This is a genomic window from Streptomyces sp. NPDC026659 (assembly GCF_040638245.1).
In the GTDB taxonomy this organism is placed as follows: Bacteria; Actinomycetota; Actinomycetes; order Streptomycetales; family Streptomycetaceae; genus Streptomyces.
The window spans coordinates 151,436-169,141 of sequence record NZ_JBEZXY010000011.1 but is presented as its reverse complement, the minus strand read 5'-3'; the positions used below and the strand labels follow the sequence as shown (position 1 = coordinate 169,141).

Here is a 17,706-nt window from a genome sequence, read left to right as displayed (position 1 = left end):
GTCGTGTCAGAGCGCGTCCGGGCCGCGCTCGCCGGTGCGGACCCGTACGGCCGTCTCGACCGGCAGGGACCAGACCTTGCCGTCTCCGATCTTGCCGGTGCGGGCGGCCTTGACGATGACGTCGATGAGCTGTTCGGCGTCGTCGTCCTCGGCCAGCACCTCGATGCGGATCTTGGGGACGAGGTCGACGGTGTACTCGGCGCCCCGGTAGACCTCGGTGTGGCCGCGCTGGCGGCCGTAGCCGCTCGCCTCGGTGACGGTGAGCCCGTGGACTCCGAAGGCCTGGAGGGCCTCCTTGATCTCGTCGAGGCGGTGCGGCTTGACGACCGCGGTGATCAGCTTCATGCGTCCACCTTCTTGTTGGGCGAAGCGGCCGTGGCGGGGGCACCGGCGACGACTCCGCCGCCCGCTCCGCTGAAGTCGTATGCGGTCTCGGCGTGCTCGGCGCGGTCGATGCCGGAGATCTCGTCGTCCTCGGGGACGCGCATCCCGATGGTCTTGTCGAGGAGGAAGGCGAGGACGGCGGAGACGACGAGGGAGTACGCGAGGACCGCGAAGACTCCGGCGCACTGCTTCCAGAGCTGGTCGAAGCTGTGGTCGCCGTAGAAGACTCCGGTGGCGGTGGACTGGCCCTTGCCGGTGGCGAAGAAGCCGATGAGCAGGGAGCCGACGATGCCGCCGACCATGTGGACGCCGACGACGTCGAGGGAGTCGTCGTAGCCGAACCTGAACTTCAGGCCGACGGCGGCGGCGCAGGCGACACCGGCGATGGCGCCGACGGCGATCGCGCCGAGCGGGGAGACGGCTCCGCCGGACGGGGTGATGGCGACCAGGCCCGCGACCGCGCCGGAGGCGGCGCCGAGGGTGGTGAAGGCGCCGTGCTTGATCTTCTCGTAGGCGAGCCAGGCGAGCATGGCGGCTGCGGTGGCGACCTGGGTGTTGACGAACATCAGCGCGCCGACGCCGTCGTCGTTGCCGAGCCAGGAGCCCGCGTTGAAGCCGAACCAGCCGAACCAGAGCAGACCGGCGCCGAGCATCACCAGCGGCAGGCTGTGCGGGCGCATCGGGTCCTTCTTGAAGCCGACGCGCTTGCCGATGACGAGGATGACGCCGAGGGCGGCGGCACCGGCGTTGATGTGGACGGCCGTACCGCCGGCGAAGTCGATGACGCCGAGCTTGAAGGCCCAGCCGTCCGCGCCCCAGACCCAGTGGGCGACGGGGACGTAGACGATCGTGCCCCACAGGGCGACGAAGAGGGCCCAGGCGGTGAACTTGACGCGGTCGGCGAGGGCGCCGCTGATCAGGGCCGGGGTGATGATGGCGAACATCATCTGGAAGATCATGAACACGAAGACCGGGATGGTGTAGCCCGGCCACAGCTCCGTGAGGCCGATGTCGCTGAGGCCGATCCAGTCGGCGTTCCACCCGATGAACGGCGAGCCCGAGCCGAAGGCGAGGGAGAAGCCGTAGAGCACCCAGAGGATGGTGATGATCCCGATGCTGACGAAGCTCATCATCAGCATGTTGAGGGTGCTCTTGACGCGGACCATGCCTCCGTAGAAGAAGGCCAGGCCCGGGGTCATGAGCAGTACCAGGGCGGAACAGATCAGCATGAAGCCTGTGTTCGCGGAGGACAGTTTGGGTGCCTCCGCCGCGAGCGTGATGGCTGGAGCCATCGGCGTCTCCTCATCGGTTGGTACGGCCCCGTGCGGGTGCCTGAACGGTCCGGTCGGTCGAGGGGGGCGGTTATGGGCCACGAGACTGACGCAGCGCGGTTTCGGTGGGCGCCCCTCGCTGTTTCGCCGGGGTGACGAAGGCACCTCGCGTGTTACGCGTGGATGAATTGCCGGATGCCGGGCGCGGCGATCGTTATCGTGACGCAACCGTCGGGCGCGGACGGGCAGACATGCGGAACCGGCCGCGTCCGGCCTCTCGATGACCTGGCATGGGGGAGCCGAGTCGGGCAGTTCGGGAGGACCGGCCGCGGCCGGGGCAAGGGGGGTGCCGGGCTCAGAGCGCTCCGGCGGACTCCGGGAGGTCGCTGGCGAGCTGGTCGGTGAGGTCGACCACGACGGCGAGGTCCCCGAAATCGCGTACGGCCGTGTCGACCGTCTTGCGGATACGGGTGTTGACCCGCTCGGAGCGGACCTTGCGGGCTATGTCCATGGCGCGCTTGGCGTACTCGGTGCTGTGCTCGGGCTCGCGCTGGAGCAGGTGCACGGTGGCCATGCCGATGAGGTTGAGCGCGTAGGACCGCTGGTGCTCGTCGTCCTTGGCGAACAGTTCGACCGCGCGCTCCATGAGGGGCTCGGCGAGGGAGGCGTAGGTGGGGCTGCGGCCCGCCACGTAGGCGAGGTCGCGGAAGGAGTGGCTGTTCTCGCCGTGCAGCTCGGCCTCGGAGAAGAAGCGGATCCAGTCGGGGTCCGGCTCGTCCCACTCGTCGGCCTCGGAGAAGGTGTCCTCGGCCATGCGGACGGCGCGTTTGCACTTGCCTGGCTGGCCCATGTTGGCGTAGGCGCGGGCCTCCATCGCATACAGCATGGACTGGGTGCGGGGCCCGGCGCAGTCGCGGCTGCCGTACTGCGCGAGGTGGATCAGCTCCAGGGCGTCGTCGGGCCGACCGAGGTGGATCATCTGGCGGCTCATGCTGGAGAGGATGTACGACCCGAGGGGCTTGTCCCCGGCCTCCTTGGCGGCGTGCAGGGCGAGGACGAAGTACTTCTGCGCGGTGGGCTGGAGGCCCACGTCGTACGACATCCAGCCGGCCAGTTCGGCCAGTTCGGCGGCGACCTTGAAGAGCCTGCGGGTGGTGGCCTCGGGCTGGGGTTCCTGGAGGAGGTCGGTGACCTCGTGGAGCTGGCCGACGACCGCCTTGCGGCGCAGTCCGCCGCCGCACTGGGCGTCCCACTGGCGGAACATGCGCGTGGTGGACTCGAGCAGCTCCAGCTCGGGCCGGGAGAGCCGGCCGGGCCTTCGGGAGTCGTACAGCGAGTCGGGTCCGGGGGGCAGCGGGGAGGAGGGCGAGGGCACCAGCCAGCGCTGCATGGGTTCGACGAGGGCGGGTCCCGCGGCCAGGCCGAGCGAGGTGCCGAGGAAGCCGCGCCGGGCGAGCATCAGGTCGCTGCGGGAGAACTCGCTGAGCAGGGCGACGGTCTGCGGGCCGGTCCAGGGGAGGTCGACGCCGGTGGCGGACGGGGACTGGCGGGCGACGCGCAGGCCGAGGTCGTCGGTGGAGACGACGCAGCCGAAGCGCTCGGAGAACAGCTCGGAGAGGATGCGCGGGATGGGCTCGCGCGGGTTCTCCCCGTCGAGCCAGCGGCGTACGCGTGAGGTGTCGGTCGAGATGTGGTTGGCGCCGAGCTGGCGGGCCCGGCGGTTCACCTGACGGGCCAGCTCGCCCTTCGACCAGCCGCTGCGCACGAACCACGAGCCGAGCAGCTCGTTGGGGCGCTTGTCAGCGTTCGTCCCGCCTCCGCCGTTGCCGCCCACTGGAACGCCCCCATCCCTGAAACCCTGTCGCCGTGCGCCAAGCCCTATCAGAATGCCGGTAAATACGGCCGCCCGTCCGGTGGTTCTCACCCTTCGAACGAGCTGACGACTTGCCTCCGGCATACCCACGAAGGCAAGTGCCCCCGGGGCTCGCATACTCACAGTAACCCCACGATCACCCTTCCAACCACGGCGATCCTTGAAACGCCACCATTCGCCACCCCTTCGAATGAACTCACGATCGCACCCACGCGATTCACTTGACATAGGACGGACGGAAGTGGGCGGAGCGGTGCACTCGGGGGCGCATGAAGCCCCGCGCACAACCCGCCGCGCCACGATGCGCCGCCTTGCTCCCGGGGCACCCCGGGAAGGCGGATGTCGTAGCGTCACGTTCCGCATCCATCTCGCTCCGGTTCGTAACCACCGGCGCGCTGGACCCGTTGGAGGGGGCATGGGCTTCACGATCGGCGGCATCCGGGAGATCCGCTCCGGCACACGTCGGCGCGGCCGTTCGCCGGAGTGCACGGCCGTCGCCGAGTTCACGGGCCTGTGGGGCTGGGACGTGGTGCCGGGCGCGCGGGCCGCGTCGGGCGTCTGCTCCTGCGGGCGCGCGAACTGCCCGGCGCCGGGCGCGCATCCGCTGGAGTTCGCCGCACCCGTGTCCGCCGGGGCCACGCTGGACGAGGTGGGCCGGGCCTGGGCCGAGGTGCCGGGCGCCGCGGCGATGCTGCCGGTGGGCCGCGCGTTCGACGTCATCGAGGTCGCCGAGGCGGCCGGGCGCCGCGCCCTGGTCCGCCTGGAGCGCATGGGCCTCCCCCTCGGCCCCGTCGCCGCGACCCCCGAGGGCCGCGCCCACTTCCTGGTCGCCCCCGGCGCCGCCGCCGAGCTGCCCCGGCTGCTCTACCGCCTCGGCTGGGACGACCCCGCCGCCCTGGACCTACGCGGCCTCGGCCCGGGTACGTACATCACCGCCCCGCCCTCCGACCGCGGCGGCCTCGGACCCGTGCGGTGGCTGCGCCCTCCGGCGCTGGACAGCGCGACGCGGCCGCCGGCGGCCCGGCTGCTGCTGGGGACGCTGGCGTATGTGGCACACCGGTCGCGGGCCGGGGCGTAGAAATCCGTACGGCATAGGGCCCCAATAACGCGGCTCACCGGCTCACACGGCGAAGCGCCCGTCCCCCACCGTTCGTGTGGGGACGGGCGCTTCGCCGTGTAGTGGAGTGATCGCGTCCGGGGGCTCAGTCACCGAGAAGCGCGTCCACGAACGCCTCCGGGTCGAAGGGCGCCAGGTCGTCGGGGCCCTCGCCCAGGCCGATCAGCTTGACCGGCACGCCCAGCTCGTTCTGGACGGCGATGACGATGCCGCCCTTGGCGGTGCCGTCGAGCTTGGTGAGCACGATGCCGGTGATGTCCACAACCTCGGAGAAGACGCGGGCCTGCACCAGGCCGTTCTGGCCGGTGGTGGCGTCGAGCACGAGCAGCACCTCGTCGAGCGGGGCGTGCTTCTCCACGACGCGCTTGACCTTGCCCAGCTCGTCCATGAGGCCGGTCTTGGTGTGCAGACGCCCCGCGGTGTCGATGAGCACCACGTCGACGCCCATCTCCTTGCCCTCCTTCACCGCGTCGAAGGCGACGGAGGCGGGGTCGCCGGCCTCCGGGCCGCGCACGGTGTAGGCGCCGACGCGCTCGCCCCAGGTCTGGAGCTGGTCGGCGGCGGCGGCACGGAAGGTGTCGGCGGCGCCGAGGACGACGGTGCGGCCGTCGGCGACCAGGACCCGGGCGAGCTTGCCGGTGGTGGTGGTCTTGCCGGTGCCGTTGACGCCGACGACCATGACGATGCCGGGCTTGCGGCCCTCGGGCTCGGTCTTGACCGCGCGGTCCATGTCGGTGCCGACGAGCTTGAGCAGCTCCTCGCGGAGCAGCCCGCGCAGTTCCTCGGGGGTGCGGGTGCCGAGCACCTTGACGCGCTCGCGCAGCCGCTCGACCAGTTCCTGGGTGGGCCGCACGCCGACGTCGGCGGTCAGGAGGGTGTCCTCGACCTCCTCCCAGGTGTCCTCGTCCAGGTGCTCGCGCGAGAGCAGCGTGAGCAGGCCCTTGCCGAGGGCGTTCTGGGAGCGGGAGAGACGGGCGCGGAGGCGGATGAGCCGCCCCGCGGTGGGCTCCGGGATCTCGATCTCGGGAGCCTTCTCGGCGGCGGGCGGCTCCTCGACGGTGGTGGTCCCGCCGCCCGGGAGGTCCACCTCCTCGATCGTCCGGCGCGGTTCGTCGCGCGGAGTCTCGGCCTCTTCGCCGACCTGTGGCTCGGCCGGGGGCGCGGTGAGGTCGGGCGCGGAGGGCGGTGGCGGCGGCAGCCGCTTCTTCTTCTTGAGTGTGCTGCCGATGAGGAGCCCGCCGAGCGCGCCGAGCACGACCACGGCGATGACTACAGCAAGGATGATGGTTTCCATAACGCGTCCAGTATCGGCCATGGGGTATCCGCCGAAGAGGCTTGCGGACGCCTGTCGTTTCCTCCAAGAGACAAATGCCACAGGGGCAGTGGAGTCGGATTAAACTACGATGACTCTTGGCTCCGCCGCGCGCGTCGAGCCCGTCGTCCTCGTCCCCCACCGCAAGGACACTCCTTTTTCATGAGCAAGACGGCCGCGCGCGAGAGCGCGCTGGAAACCCGTGGCATCGAGCCGGTCCCCGATCACGAACGCACCGCGCGTACGCGCGGGCTCTTCCCCACTTGGGTGGGCGCCAACATCAGCGTCCTGCTGCTCACGATGGGCGCGAGCCTGGTGGTGTCGTACCACCTGAACTTCTGGCAGGCACTCGTCGTCGCGGGCGTCGCGCCCCTCGTCTCCTACGGCCTGGTCGGTCTGCTCGGCATCGCGGGCAAGCGGGGTGCCGCGCCCGGCATGGCGCTGTCGCGGGCGGTCTTCGGCCAGCGCGGCAATCTGCTGCCCGGTTCGCTGATCTGGGTCGCACGCTGGGGCTGGGAGACGATCAACGCGGTGACCGGCGCGTACGCGCTGCTCACCATCCTGGACCTGGGTCTCGGGATCAAGGCGAACGGCGTGCTGGACATCGTCACGCTGCTGCTCTTCGTGATCGCGACCTTCGCGATCTCCGGGCTCGGCATCAATGCCGTGCAGAAGTGCAGCAAGTACGCGACGTATCTCTTCGGTGTCTTCTCGGTGCTGGTGCTCGGGTATCTCGCGGTGCACACCCACTGGTCGAAGGTGATGCACCAGGGCGCGGGGTCCACGGCCTCGCTGATCACCGCCGTCGGCATGATCGCGGCGGGTGGCGTGAGCTGGATTCCGTCCGCGCCGGACTTCACGCGCTATCTGCCGCGTACGGCCTCCTCCAAGGCGATCGTCGGCAACACCGTCGGCGGTGCGGGCATCGTCGTCCTGCCGCTGGTGCTGATGGGCGCGGTCATGGCGGTCGGCACGCCCGACCTGGCCTCGGCCACCGACCCGGTCTCCTTCCTCGGCACGATCCTGCCGCTGTGGATCACGGTGCCGTATCTGCTGATCGCGGTGGTCGGCATGCTGCTGATCAACTCGATGTCGATGTACTCGGCCGGTTTCACCGCGCAGACCCTCGGCTTCAAGATCCCGCGCCACTGGGCGGTCTCGGTGAACGCCGTGATCTCGCTGGCGCTGGGTGGCGTGCTGATGCTGGTGGCGACGAGCTTCATGGGCTCCTTCATCGCCTTCCTCTCCATGCTCGCGGTCGCCTTCTCCGCGTGGACCGGTGTCTTCGGCGCGGACATGTTCCGCCGCAAGGAGTACGACGCCCGCGCCATGGCCGACACCGGCCGCACCAGCGCCTACTGGTACCGGGCCGGCTTCTCCCCCACCGCGGTGGCCTCCTGGGCGATCGGCCTGGTCTCCGGCCTGATGTTCACCACCTCGGACTGGTTCACCGGCCCGCTGGCCAAGAACAACCTCGTCGGCGAGTACGGCCTCGGCTGGATCGCGGCGATCGTGATCTCGGGTGCGCTGTACCTGCTGCTGCCGAAGCCCGCGGTCCCGGCCCCGGCCGAGCCCGCCGCGACGGCCGCCGAGGAGCGGGTCCCGGCCGCGGTCTGACGTCGTACGGGGAGTTCCGCGGCGGCACTACGGTGCCCCCATGGAACTCCCCGCGCCTGTGCCCGACTGGTGGTCCCGCCTGGACGACGAGACCCGACGGGAAGCGGACACCCACGTCCTGCACGACCACTGCCTGATGGCGGTCAAGACGGTGTGGGAGGCCCTGCGCCCCCAGGGCCTGGGCCTCCACGAGGCCGAGACCCTGATCCGCACCCGCTACGGCTCCCTGGCCCCCCGTGTGCGCCCGCCCGACCCCCTCGACACCCCCTCCCTCGCAGCCCGTGCCGCCTCCCTCCCCGGCCGGGTGATCGCGATCGAGGCCGTGTGGGACGGCGACACGGTCCACGACTGGTTCGTCATCCTCCTGGCCATCCTGGACACCCCACCCGGCGAGTCCCACCTGGCCACGATCCACCAACGCCGCGGCACCCCCTCCCCCGCCACCCGCGCCACCGAGGCAGGCCACGCCCTCGCCGCCCACCTCGACATCCCGTTCCACTTCGCGTCCCCCGACGTCCCGGACGACGAGGCGCCACGCTGGAAACAGGGCTGACGCCGGGGGCGCGCTGCGGGACGGTCGGGTTCGGTCGGCCGGGGTGGTGGCACCGGCGCGTACGAGGTCGGGGTCCGTGATTGGTCAGGCTTGCGCGTGTCTCCGGCGGGGCGCCTTGGTAACTCGGTGGTCCAGGTCTACGAGCCGTCCCGGCAGGGTGTGTCGGCGTACGGGCCCGATGGCAGCCAGGCGGTTCGTCGCCGAGGGCCCATCGATCACGCGCCGCGCCCCACCTCGCCGACCACCCCCGCCCCCGGCACGCGGGGCCGTCCCCCTCCATTCGGGCTTGGGCGCCCTCCCGACGCCGTACCCGGTGATCTCATACAGGCCGTACCCGGTGACCTCATACAGCTCGTCCCGCCGGCCGTGACCGACCGGGCCCCGCCACGAACCAGGCCGACCGCCGTCACGCGGCCCCATCACACACACAGGCCACCCGAACCGCACTCGACGTCTGCGACAAGCCCGGCCCCATCCGCCGAAGCCCAGTGCAAACGCCACCGCCCCCGACCCAGGCAGTGGCCGGGTCGGGGGCGGTGGAGGGTGCGAGGAGAGGGGCAGCGGGGACTTGGCCCTTCTCCCCGGGTCGAGGGGGCTGCTAGCCCATCTCCTCCAGCGTCTTGCCCTTCGTCTCCTTGACGAACTTCAGGACGAACGGGATGGAGAGGGTGGCGAAGATCGCGTAGATCACGTAGGTGCCGGAGAGGTTCCAGTCGGCCAGCGACGGGAAGCTCGCGGTGATGGCCCAGTTGGCGATCCACTGCGCGGAGGCGGCCACGCCGAGGGCGGCGGCGCGGATCTTGTTCGGGAACATCTCGCCGAGGAAGACCCAGACCACGACACCCCAGGAGAGGGCGAAGAAGAGGACGAACAGGTGGGCGGCGACGAGCGCGATCCAGCCCTGGGTGGCGGGCAGCTTGCCGTCGACCAGGTGGTAGCTGAACGCCCAGGCCTCCAGGGCCAGACCGGCGGCCATGCCGACCGAGCCGATGAGGGCCAGCGGCTTGCGGCCGATGCGGTCCACGAAGATCATCGCGATCACGGTGCCGATGATGTTGATGATCGACGTCGTGAAGGAGTAGAGGAACGAGTCCGACGGGTCGACACCGACCGACTGCCACAGCGTCGAGGAGTAGTAGAACGCGACGTTGATGCCGACGAACTGCTGGAAGACCGAGAGGCCGATACCGATCCAGACGATCGGCTTGAAGAAGAAGCCGCCGCCGAGCAGGTCCTTGAAGGACGACTTGTGCTCGGACTTCATCGCGTGCTCGATCTCGTTGACACGCGCGTCGAGGTCGATGTCCTTGCCCTCGACCTCGGCCAGGATCTCGCGGGCGCGCTCACGCTTGCCGACGGAGAGCAGGAAGCGCGGGGACTCGGGGATCGCGAAGGAGAGCAGACCGTAGAGGACGGCCGGGATGACCATGACGCCCAGCATGACCTGCCAGACCTCGAGGCCCATGAGCTTGCCGCGCTGGTCGCCGCCGGCGGCGTTGAGCAGGCCCCAGTTGACGAGCTGGGAGATGGCGATGCCGATGACGATCGCGGCCTGCTGGAAGGAGCCGAGACGGCCGCGGTAGGCGGGCGGGGCGACCTCGGCGATGTAGGCCGGGCCGATGACCGAGGCCATGCCGATGGCGAAGCCGCCGATGATGCGCCAGAACGCGAGGTCCCACAGGGCGAACGGAAGGGCGGAGCCCACGGCGCTGACCGTGAAGAGGACGGCGGCGATCTGCATACAGCGGATACGGCCGATCCGGTCGGCTATGCGGCCGGCCGTGGCGGCACCGATGGCGCAGCCGATGAGCGCGATGGCGATGACCTGCGCGAGACCGGCGGAGCCCACGTGGTAACGGTCACGGATGGCCTCGACGGCGCCGTTGATGACGGAGCTGTCGTAGCCGAAGAGGAAGCCGCCCATGGCGGCCGCGGCCGCGATGAAGATGACGTGCCCGAGATGTTCGGGGTGAGCCGTCCCGGCTCCTGGCTGGGGTGCCTGCGCTGTGCTGGTCACGTGTAACTCCTCGGGCCACGGCAACGCTGCCGGGTGGGGGCGAGCCCTTCCAGGTTCCAGTGGCGCACAACTTGGCACCGCTCACACCTGAAGGTAAATGCAACGTTGCAGAGACTATGCCTTCAAGTTTCGAAGTCAATAGCCAGATGAGTGTGACTTAAGAGATACGACGAGCCCGCAGATGTTCAAGAAGTGAACGAGAGATTTGTTGATCTTGAAAGCGGGAGCTAACGCAGCCGCTGGGAGATGACCTTGGACACGCCGTCGCCCTGCATGGAGACGCCGTAGAGCGCGTCCGCGATCTCCATCGTGCGCTTCTGGTGCGTGATGACGATCAGCTGGGACGACTCCTGCAGCTCCCGCATGATGCGGATGAGCCGCTGGAGGTTGGTGTCGTCGAGCGCCGCCTCGACCTCGTCCATCACATAGAAGGGGCTCGGGCGGGCCTTGAAGATGGACACCAGCAGCGCGACCGCCGTCAGCGACCGCTCCCCGCCGGAGAGCAGGCTGAGCCGCTTGACCTTCTTGCCCGGCGGCCGCGCCTCCACGTCCACGCCGGTGGCCAGCATGTCGTCGGGGTCGGTCAGGATCAGGCGCCCCTCTCCGCCGGGGAAGAGCCGGGAGAACACGCCCTCGAACTCGCGCGCGGTGTCCCGGAACGCCTCCGTGAAGACCTGTTCCACCCGCTCGTCCACCTCCTTCACCACCTTCAGAAGGTCCGCGCGGGTCTTCTTCAGGTCCTCCAGCTGCTCGCTGAGGAACTGGTGCCTCTCTTCCAGCGCGGCGAACTCCTCCAGGGCGAGCGGGTTCACCTTGCCGAGCTGCTGATAGGCGCGCTCGGCCGCCCGCAGCCGCTTCTCCTGTTCGGCGCGGTCGAAGGGGCGCGGCCGGTTGCGGGGATGCTCGGGGTCCTCGGGCAGGGTCTCCCCCTCGGCCGGGAGCGACGGCGGCACCGGCTGCCGCGGGCCGTACTCCGCGACCAGCCCCTCCGGCTCCACCCCCAGCTCCTCCAGCGCCCTGGCCTCCAACTGCTCGATGCGCAGCCGCTTTTCGGCGCCGAGCACCTCGCCCCGGTGCACGGAGTCCGTCAACTTGTCGAGTTCGGCCTTGAGTTCGCGTCCCGCCGTACGCGCCTCCGCCAACTCCCGCTCCCGTAGCCCCTTCACGGTCTCGGCGGCGGAGCGCTCGCGCTCGGAGCAGGCGAGGGAGACCTCGATGTGCGCGAGCAGCTGCCGGGCGCCGGAGGCGACCGCCCCGGCGACGGATGCCTCGTGCCGCAGCCGGGCCCTGCGCTGCTCGGCCCGCGCGCGTGCCTCACGCTCCGCGCGGGCGGCCCGGTCCAGCGAGTCGGCCCGCCCGGCGAGCGCCTTGACCCGCTCCTCGTGCGTACGGACCTGGAGGCGCGCCTCCATCTCGGTCTGCCGCGCGTTGGCGCCGTCCGCCGAGAGCCGGTCCCGTACGGAGGTGTCGGGCTCCTCCTCGACCGGCATCTCCTCGGCCACGACGAGCCGCTCGGCCAGCTCCTCCGCCTCCCGCACGGCCCGCTCCAGCGCCTCCTGCGCACGGGCGGCCGCCGCGGCGGAGCGTTCCGCCTCGCCCACGGCCCCGCGCGCCTGCCCGGCGAGCCTGCCGAGCTGCTGGGCGACGGCCGACTTCTCCCGGTCGGCGGCCCGCCGCCGCTCCCCCAGCTCCTCCACGAGCGCGGCACTCCCGGTCCGCTCCTCCACGGCCGCCGCCCGCGCCCGCTCCAGTTCCTCGCAGCGCACCGCCAGCTCCGCCAGCTCGGCGGCGGCCTCGTCCACGGACGCCTGCACCTCGAGGAGGCTGGGCGCCCCGGCCGAGCCGCCCTGCGCGAAGTGGGCCCCGAGCAGATCCCCCTCGGCGGTGACAGCGGTGAGCCCGGGCCGCGCCCGCACCACCTCCTCCGCCTCCTCCAGCGTCCCGACGACGACGATCCCGCGCAGCAGCCGCCGCACGGCGGGCATCAGCTCGTCGGGGCCGCGTACGAGGTCGGCGGCGTAGGGGTGGCGGGTACGGACGCTGTCGGGCTCGCCCTGCTCCTCAGGTGCCCCCGCCAGCAGCAGTGCCGCACGTCCGCCCTCCTGCTTGCGGAGGAGTTCGATCGCCTCGACCGCCGCCGTGGGGCCGGTGACGGCGATGGCGTCGGCGGCCGTACCGAAGGCGGTGGCGAGGGCGGTCTCGTGGCCGGGGCTGATGGTGAGGAGTCCGGCGGCGGGGCCGAGTACGCCGGTGAGACGGTCGCGGGCCGACAGGAGGGCGCCGGTGCCGTCTTTCCGGCGCAGACCCAGGGCCAGGGTCTCGTGGCGGGCGCGGGTCGCGGCGCGGCGGCGTTCGGCGTCGGCGGCGGCCTCGCGGGCCGTGCTCAGCGCGTCCTCCGCCGCCGCGAGCCGGTGCCGGGCCTCCTCGTGCCGTACGGCGAGGCCGGCGTCGTCCGCGTCGAGGCCGTCCACCTCGGCCTTGAGGGTCTCGTACTCCTCCTGGGCGTGGGCGGCGCGCTCGGCCGCCTCGTCGCGGGCGGCGGCCAGGCGGTCGATCTCGGCCTGGGCGGAGGCGGCGCGGGAGCGGGCGGCGCTCACCTGCCCAGAGAGCCGGGCCAGACCCTCGCGGCGGTCGGCGATGGCACGGGCGACATCCTTGAGGCGGCGTTCCTCGGCGGTGAGCGCGCGTTCCAGTTCGGCGCGGTGGGCGACCGTGTCGTCCAGGGCGTGCCGGGCGGCGTCGAGGGCGGCCGCCAGCTCGGCCTCCTGTTCGCGGACCCGGGCGGCCTCGCGCTCCAGGTCCTCGGGGTCGCGGCCGCGCCGTTCCTCGGGGGGTGCGGAGGTGGCGCTGGTGACGCGGGCCTCGGCGAGGGAGACGGTGCCGCGTACGCGCTCGGCGAGCTGGGAGAGTTCGTACCAGGTCTGCTGGGCACGGGTCAGGCGCGGGGCGAGGCGTCGTACCTCTTCCTCCAGGCGGGCTTCCCGCTGGAGGGCGTCGCGCAGTTCGCGGGCCGCGCTCTCCTTGCGTTCCTTGAGGGCCGCCTCGTCGGCGATCTCGGCGCCGAGGGCTTCGCGCAGGGTCACGAGGTCGTCGGCGAGCAGGCGCAGACGGGCGTCGCGCAGGTCGGCCTGGATGACGGCGGCGCGGCGGGCGACGGCGGCCTGACGGCCGAGCGGCTTGAGCTGGCGGCGGAGTTCGTCGGTGAGGTCCTGCACACGGGCGAGGTTGGCCTTCATCGACTCCAGCTTGCGCAGCGCCTTCTCCTTGCGCTTGCGGTGCTTGAGGACTCCGGCCGCCTCCTCGATGAAGGCGCGGCGGCCCATGGGGTCGGCGTGCAGGACGGAGTCGAGCTGGCCCTGCCCGACGATGACGTGCATCTCGCGGCCGATGCCGGAGTCGGAGAGGAGTTCCTGGAAGTCGAGCAGACGGCAGGTCTCGCCGTTGATCTGGTACTCGCTGCCGCCGTTGCGGAACATGATGCGGGTGAGGGTGACCTCGGCGTACTCGATGGGCAGGGCGCCGTCGGCGTTGTCGATGGTCAGGGACACCTCGGCGCGGCCCAGCGGCGGGCGGCCCGTGGTGCCGGCGAAGATGACGTCCTCCATCTTGCCGCCGCGCAGCGACTTGGCGCCCTGCTCGCCCATGACCCAGCTGAGCGCGTCCACGACATTGGACTTGCCCGAGCCGTTCGGGCCGACGACACAGGTGATCCCCGGCTCGAACCGGAGCGTGGTCGCCGAGGCGAACGACTTGAAGCCGCGCAGGGTCAATGCCTTGAGATGCACGCAATCGGACTTTACCGGCAGCGGCTATCTCACTCCACGGACACTCGCAACCCCACGGTTTCGTACATGAACGAGAAGGGCACACCAGATGGTGAAACGGTTGAAAGGATGCGGGGGAAAGTACGAAGGGACGCCGAAGCGTCCCTTGCGGCTCGGACAGCCGGATCCCGGCCTGTGCCCGAACCTTCCTGAGCGGTTGTCACGGGCGGCCCGACCGCTGCGCGTGCTTTCGTGGAGCTGATGCAGCGATCAGGTGAGCGCAGGCTCCGCCTGGTGTGCGTCGATGCTCTCCATGATCCTGTCCTGAGAGGCGGCAGCCGCCAGCGCGTCGTTCTCCGCCTGGATCCGTACGAGCTCGGATTCCAGGTCCTGGACGCGCTGCTGAAGCCGTCGCATCTCGGCGAGGAGTCGAGGGTCGGAGCCGCCGACGTAACCGAGAAGCGCCTTTGCCATGATGGATGGTCCTCCACACTGAGTGACCGACCGATGCGGTGTGGGTCGTGAGGGATTCGCACCCGCGGTGCTTGGCACACTCGAGTGTTGCTCTGCGTCGCCATGCCAAACAGCTAAGGTGCGCGGGGCTTTCAGCGTCTCACCAAAAAGTTTGACGGTCAACACGATCACACCCCGTATCGGCGGGCGAACCCGGGGCGCGCGGCCGGTGGCCGGCGGCGCTGCGTCTCTGCGGGGCCCTGGAGGTGTGTCGATCAGCTGTACACCGGGAGCCTTTCACGGTGCGCCCTTCTTGGCAACCACCAGGCCGTTTCCACCCGGGCAGGTGCCGCAGGCACGTCCCGACGGCCCCGGTGGAGGGGGCAGGCGCGACCCGCTCAGCGGATGGCGAAGCCGTCGTAGCCGCCGCGCGGTGTGTCCCAGATCTCGGTGACTCCGTCCACCCGCCCGGGCGTGTCTTCGCCCTGGAGCCAGTCGAGCAGTCCCTCGCAGCCGGTGCGGGGGCCCTCGGCGACGACCTGGACCCGGCCGTCGGCCAGATTGAGAGCAAAGCCACTCAGTCCGCCGATCTCCAGCGCCCGCGCCCGGGTGAACCAGCGGAAACCCACACCCTGGACGCGTCCGCGTACCCAGGCGACCAGCCTTGCATCCTCGCTCATGGGTGCAACCTAACCGGACGCATGGGGGCAACCCAACCGCCAATGTCTCTCGGGGCACACCCGCCCCCCGCGCCATGCGGTACCGTCCCGACCCAATGAATCTCATATGAAACTCACTCGATCGAGTGAGCCGGGTTGGCCAGGGGGAGGCATCGGGCCCGTTCCGGCGCCCGGCCGACCGCGAGCACGAGGAAGAGGGCAGGGGATGGGACGCCACCGACGCGCCGGTGCGGGGAGCGACGCGCCGCACTCGTATGCGGGTGGGCACGAGCCCCGGGGGACCGCGCCGTATCTGAACCCCGAGGCCTACACCGTCGGTCCGCGCGGGCCCGTCTATCTGACCGGTGACGAGCCGATGGACGGCCGGGGCTCCCAGCGGGGCCGCAGGCGCGCCAAGAAGGCCGCGACGCCGGTCCGTACGGGTCTGCTCGGCGTCTCCGCCGCCGTGGCCTTCGGTACCGCCGCGGTGGGCGCGGGCGTGGTGCCCGGACTCCAGAGCTACCGTCTCGGCGGCGGTACGACCGCCAGCGAGGGCGAGCAGGTGCAGGCGGCCGGCCTGCCCGGCGACGGCAACGCGGCCAGCGAGCAGGGCGGCGCGGCGGGCGACGCGGACGTCCAGGCCGGTGGCGGCGGCGCCTCCACGGGCGGCCAGTCCACCCAGCCCGCCACGCCGGCGCCGACCCCGTCCGACTCGGAGACGTCCCCGGCGCCCGCCCCGGCCAAGCCGAAGCCCGAGCCGTCGCAGACCGCGGACCAGCCGGTCCCGGCCAAGCCCAAGCCCTCGGCTCCGTCGGACAGTTCCTCCAAGCCCGCCGAGAAGGACCCCTCCGCCTCCGCCCCCGCGGCCGTCTCGCCCCAGGCCGAGGCCGAGGCCCAGGTGCTCGCGCTCGTCAACGAGGAGCGCGCGAAGGTCGGCTGCACCCCGGTGACGGCGGACTCCTCCCTCGCCAAGCTCGCCGAGGCCTTCAGCGACGACATGGCCTCACGCGACTTCTTCGACCACACCGACCCCGACGGCGCCACCCCGTGGGACCGCGCCTCCAAGGCGGGCATCACCGGCCTCGGCGGCGAGAACATAGCCCGCGGCCAGGTCGACCCCGCCGCCGTCATGGAAGCCTGGATGAACAGCCCCGGCCACCGCGCCAACATCCTCAACTGCGACTTCAAGACCCTCGGCGTGGGCGTCCACTTCGGCGAGGGCGGGCCTTGGTGGACGCAGGACTTCGGGTACTGACCCCCTGACCGACCACCACCTGCCCCCCGATCGGCCACCTAGGGCAGCGCTAACCGGAACACAGCGCTACCTGGTGGCCAGTGCTCCGCTCGCCTACGCTGGGCGTATGAGTGGGATCACCCGGGAGTCGGGGGAGCTGGAGGCGCGGGACGCGTTCGACGTGTTCGCCAAGGCGTGTCCGTCGCGGGGGACGCTGGAGCATGTGACCGGGCGGTGGGGGTCGCTGGTGCTCGGGGCGTTGTACGAGGGGTCGCTGCGGTTCAACGAGCTGCGGCGGCGGGTCGACGGGGTGAGCGAGAAGATGCTGTCCCAGACGCTGCACGCGCTGGAGCGGGACGGGCTGGTGCTCAGGGAGGCGCAGCCGGTGAATCCGCCTCGCGTCGACTACGAACTCACTCCGCTCGGCCGTCAGGTGGCCGAGCGGCTGCTCGCGCTCATCCACTGTGTGGAGGGCGCCATGGGTGACGTACTCGCCGCGCGCGAGCGTTACGACGCGGCGCGCGGCGCCCGCTGACACTTCGGGCAGAAGTAGCTGGAGCGGTTCATCCAGGGGCGGCGCAGCATCGGCGTACCGCAGCGGCGGCACGGCAGGCCCTCGCGGCCGTAGGCGTCCAGGGAGCGGTCGAAGTAGCCGGACTCGCCGTTGACGTTGACGTACAGGCTGTCGAAGCTGGTGCCGCCGACTTCGAGGGCCGCGTTCATCACGTCCCGGATGTGGCCGAGGAGCTCCGTCGTCACCGGGCGGGTGAAGCCGGACGTGGGGCGCTCGTAGTGGAGGCGGGAGCGCCAGAGCGCCTCGTCGGCGTAGATGTTGCCGACGCCGCTGATCAGCGACTGGTCGAGCAGGGCCCGCTTGATGGTGCTGCGCTTGCGGCGCAGTGCCTGGTGGAAGGCCTCGTCGTCGAAGAGCGGGTCGAGCGGGTCGCGGGCGATGTGCCCGATGACGTCGGGCACGCCGTCCGGGGTGTTGTCGTGGAGGGACAGCCCGCCGAAGGTGCGCTGGTCGACGAAGCGGAGTTCGGTGCCCAGGTCGTCGGCGAAGCGGACCCGGACGCGCAGGTGCTTCTCGTCGGGCGTGGTGTGCGGCTGGACCAGCAGCTGGCCGCTCATGCCGAGGTGCGCCAGGACCGACTGCCCGGTGTCCGCGAGCGGCAGCCACAGATACTTGCCCCGCCTGCTCGGCACCCCGAAGGTGTGCCCCTTCAGCCGGTGCGCGAAGTCGTCGGCACCCGCGAGATGCCGGCGCACCGCACGCGGATGCAGCACCTCCGCCTCGGCGACGGTCCGCGCGGCCACCCACCGCTCCAGTCCACGCCGGACGACCTCGACCTCGGGCAACTCGGGCATCGACAACCCCCTGTGGGAAACCTGGGAAATCCGGGAAACCTGGTGACCTGGTGACCTGGTGAAAGGACCGAGCGCCCGCCCCGT

14 protein-coding genes are annotated in these 17,706 nt (G+C 71.1%); 5 read left to right on the top strand and 9 right to left on the bottom strand.

Annotation, left to right across the window (positions count from 1 at the left end; genetic code table 11):
• Positions 1-6: 6 nt before the first annotated feature.
• The 3 genes from AB0E91_RS26095 to AB0E91_RS26085 all read right to left on the bottom strand — a co-directional run bounded on the left by AB0E91_RS26095 (position 7) and on the right by AB0E91_RS26085 (position 3,489).
• On the bottom strand, positions 7-345 hold the full coding sequence (locus AB0E91_RS26095) for a P-II family nitrogen regulator (RefSeq protein ID WP_003997576.1): 339 nt from the start codon (positions 343-345) through the stop codon (positions 7-9).
• On the bottom strand, positions 342-1,676 hold the full coding sequence (locus AB0E91_RS26090; protein WP_361786566.1) for an ammonium transporter: 1,335 nt from the start codon (positions 1,674-1,676) through the stop codon (positions 342-344). Before AB0E91_RS26090 ends, AB0E91_RS26095 begins: the two co-directional genes overlap by 4 nt.
• 334 nt (positions 1,677-2,010) lie before the next feature.
• On the bottom strand, positions 2,011-3,489 hold the full coding sequence (locus AB0E91_RS26085; RefSeq protein ID WP_361786563.1) for a hypothetical protein: 1,479 nt from the start codon (positions 3,487-3,489) through the stop codon (positions 2,011-2,013).
• Positions 3,490-3,943: 454 nt separating this feature from the next.
• On the opposite strand from AB0E91_RS26085, the gene AB0E91_RS26080 reads away from it, so the two are divergent.
• On the top strand, positions 3,944-4,606 hold the full coding sequence (locus tag AB0E91_RS26080) for a bifunctional DNA primase/polymerase (protein WP_361786560.1): 663 nt from the start codon (positions 3,944-3,946) through the stop codon (positions 4,604-4,606).
• Positions 4,607-4,730: 124 nt separating this feature from the next.
• Here AB0E91_RS26080 and ftsY read toward each other — a convergent pair whose 3' ends face one another.
• On the bottom strand, positions 4,731-5,939 hold the full coding sequence (gene ftsY, locus AB0E91_RS26075; RefSeq protein ID WP_361105983.1) for a signal recognition particle-docking protein FtsY: 1,209 nt from the start codon (positions 5,937-5,939) through the stop codon (positions 4,731-4,733).
• A 180-nt stretch (positions 5,940-6,119) separates the two neighbouring features.
• Here ftsY and AB0E91_RS26070 point away from each other — a divergent pair, with 180 nt between their 5' ends.
• On the top strand, positions 6,120-7,574 hold the full coding sequence (locus AB0E91_RS26070) for a cytosine permease (RefSeq protein ID WP_361786555.1): 1,455 nt from the start codon (positions 6,120-6,122) through the stop codon (positions 7,572-7,574).
• Between the two features lie 40 nt (positions 7,575-7,614).
• Positions 7,615-8,127 carry a hypothetical protein gene (locus AB0E91_RS26065; protein ID WP_361786552.1) on the top strand — a complete coding sequence of 171 codons (513 nt, stop codon included), beginning with the start codon at positions 7,615-7,617 and terminating at the stop codon, positions 8,125-8,127.
• 598 nt (positions 8,128-8,725) lie between these two features.
• On the opposite strand, the gene AB0E91_RS26060 is transcribed toward AB0E91_RS26065, so the two are convergent.
• The 4 genes from AB0E91_RS26060 to AB0E91_RS26045 form a co-directional block, all read right to left on the bottom strand.
• Positions 8,726-10,144, bottom strand: coding sequence for a sugar porter family MFS transporter (locus AB0E91_RS26060; protein ID WP_361786549.1), 1,419 nt, complete (start codon positions 10,142-10,144; stop codon positions 8,726-8,728).
• Between the two features lie 227 nt (positions 10,145-10,371).
• Positions 10,372-13,929: a chromosome segregation protein SMC gene (gene smc, locus AB0E91_RS26055; RefSeq protein ID WP_361786546.1), complete on the bottom strand. Its 3,558-nt coding sequence runs from the start codon at positions 13,927-13,929 to the stop codon at positions 10,372-10,374.
• Positions 13,930-14,178: 249 nt separating this feature from the next.
• A complete protein-coding gene (locus AB0E91_RS26050) occupies positions 14,179-14,382 on the bottom strand; it encodes a hypothetical protein (protein WP_018544743.1) in 204 nt (67 codons plus the stop codon).
• Positions 14,383-14,759: 377 nt separating this feature from the next.
• Positions 14,760-15,041, bottom strand: a complete 282-nt coding sequence (locus AB0E91_RS26045; RefSeq protein ID WP_161180725.1) for an acylphosphatase — start codon at positions 15,039-15,041, stop codon at positions 14,760-14,762.
• Between the two features lie 205 nt (positions 15,042-15,246).
• Between AB0E91_RS26045 and AB0E91_RS26040 the strand changes: the two genes are divergently transcribed.
• Together AB0E91_RS26040 and AB0E91_RS26035 are read left to right on the top strand one after the other, a co-directional pair.
• A complete protein-coding gene (locus tag AB0E91_RS26040; RefSeq protein WP_361786542.1) occupies positions 15,247-16,275 on the top strand; it encodes a CAP domain-containing protein in 1,029 nt (342 codons plus the stop codon).
• A 106-nt stretch (positions 16,276-16,381) separates the two neighbouring features.
• Positions 16,382-16,789, top strand: coding sequence for a helix-turn-helix domain-containing protein (locus AB0E91_RS26035; protein ID WP_361105964.1), 408 nt, complete (start codon positions 16,382-16,384; stop codon positions 16,787-16,789).
• On the opposite strand, the gene mutM is transcribed toward AB0E91_RS26035, so the two are convergent.
• Positions 16,762-17,622, bottom strand: coding sequence for a bifunctional DNA-formamidopyrimidine glycosylase/DNA-(apurinic or apyrimidinic site) lyase (gene mutM / locus AB0E91_RS26030; protein ID WP_361786539.1), 861 nt, complete (start codon positions 17,620-17,622; stop codon positions 16,762-16,764). The two genes, AB0E91_RS26035 and mutM, sit on opposite strands and share 28 nt — an antisense overlap.
• Between the last annotated feature and the right edge of the window lie 84 nt (positions 17,623-17,706).

What these genes read in the sequence shown, in the direction of transcription:
- AB0E91_RS26095 (WP_003997576.1), bottom strand. Translation starts at nt 345, where the DNA reads ATGAAGCTGATCACCGCGGTCGTCAAGCCGCACCGCCTCGACGAGATC.
- AB0E91_RS26090 (WP_361786566.1), bottom strand. Translation starts at nt 1,676, where the DNA reads ATGGCTCCAGCCATCACGCTCGCGGCGGAGGCACCCAAACTGTCCTCC.
- AB0E91_RS26080 (WP_361786560.1), top strand. Translation starts at nt 3,944, where the DNA reads ATGGGCTTCACGATCGGCGGCATCCGGGAGATCCGCTCCGGCACACGT.
- ftsY (WP_361105983.1), bottom strand. Translation starts at nt 5,939, where the DNA reads ATGGAAACCATCATCCTTGCTGTAGTCATCGCCGTGGTCGTGCTCGGC.
- AB0E91_RS26070 (WP_361786555.1), top strand. Translation starts at nt 6,120, where the DNA reads ATGAGCAAGACGGCCGCGCGCGAGAGCGCGCTGGAAACCCGTGGCATC.
- AB0E91_RS26065 (WP_361786552.1), top strand. Translation starts at nt 7,615, where the DNA reads ATGGAACTCCCCGCGCCTGTGCCCGACTGGTGGTCCCGCCTGGACGAC.
- AB0E91_RS26050 (WP_018544743.1), bottom strand. Translation starts at nt 14,382, where the DNA reads ATGGCAAAGGCGCTTCTCGGTTACGTCGGCGGCTCCGACCCTCGACTC.
- AB0E91_RS26045 (WP_161180725.1), bottom strand. Translation starts at nt 15,041, where the DNA reads ATGAGCGAGGATGCAAGGCTGGTCGCCTGGGTACGCGGACGCGTCCAG.
- AB0E91_RS26040 (WP_361786542.1), top strand. Translation starts at nt 15,247, where the DNA reads ATGGGACGCCACCGACGCGCCGGTGCGGGGAGCGACGCGCCGCACTCG.
- AB0E91_RS26035 (WP_361105964.1), top strand. Translation starts at nt 16,382, where the DNA reads ATGAGTGGGATCACCCGGGAGTCGGGGGAGCTGGAGGCGCGGGACGCG.
- mutM (WP_361786539.1), bottom strand. Translation starts at nt 17,622, where the DNA reads ATGCCCGAGTTGCCCGAGGTCGAGGTCGTCCGGCGTGGACTGGAGCGG.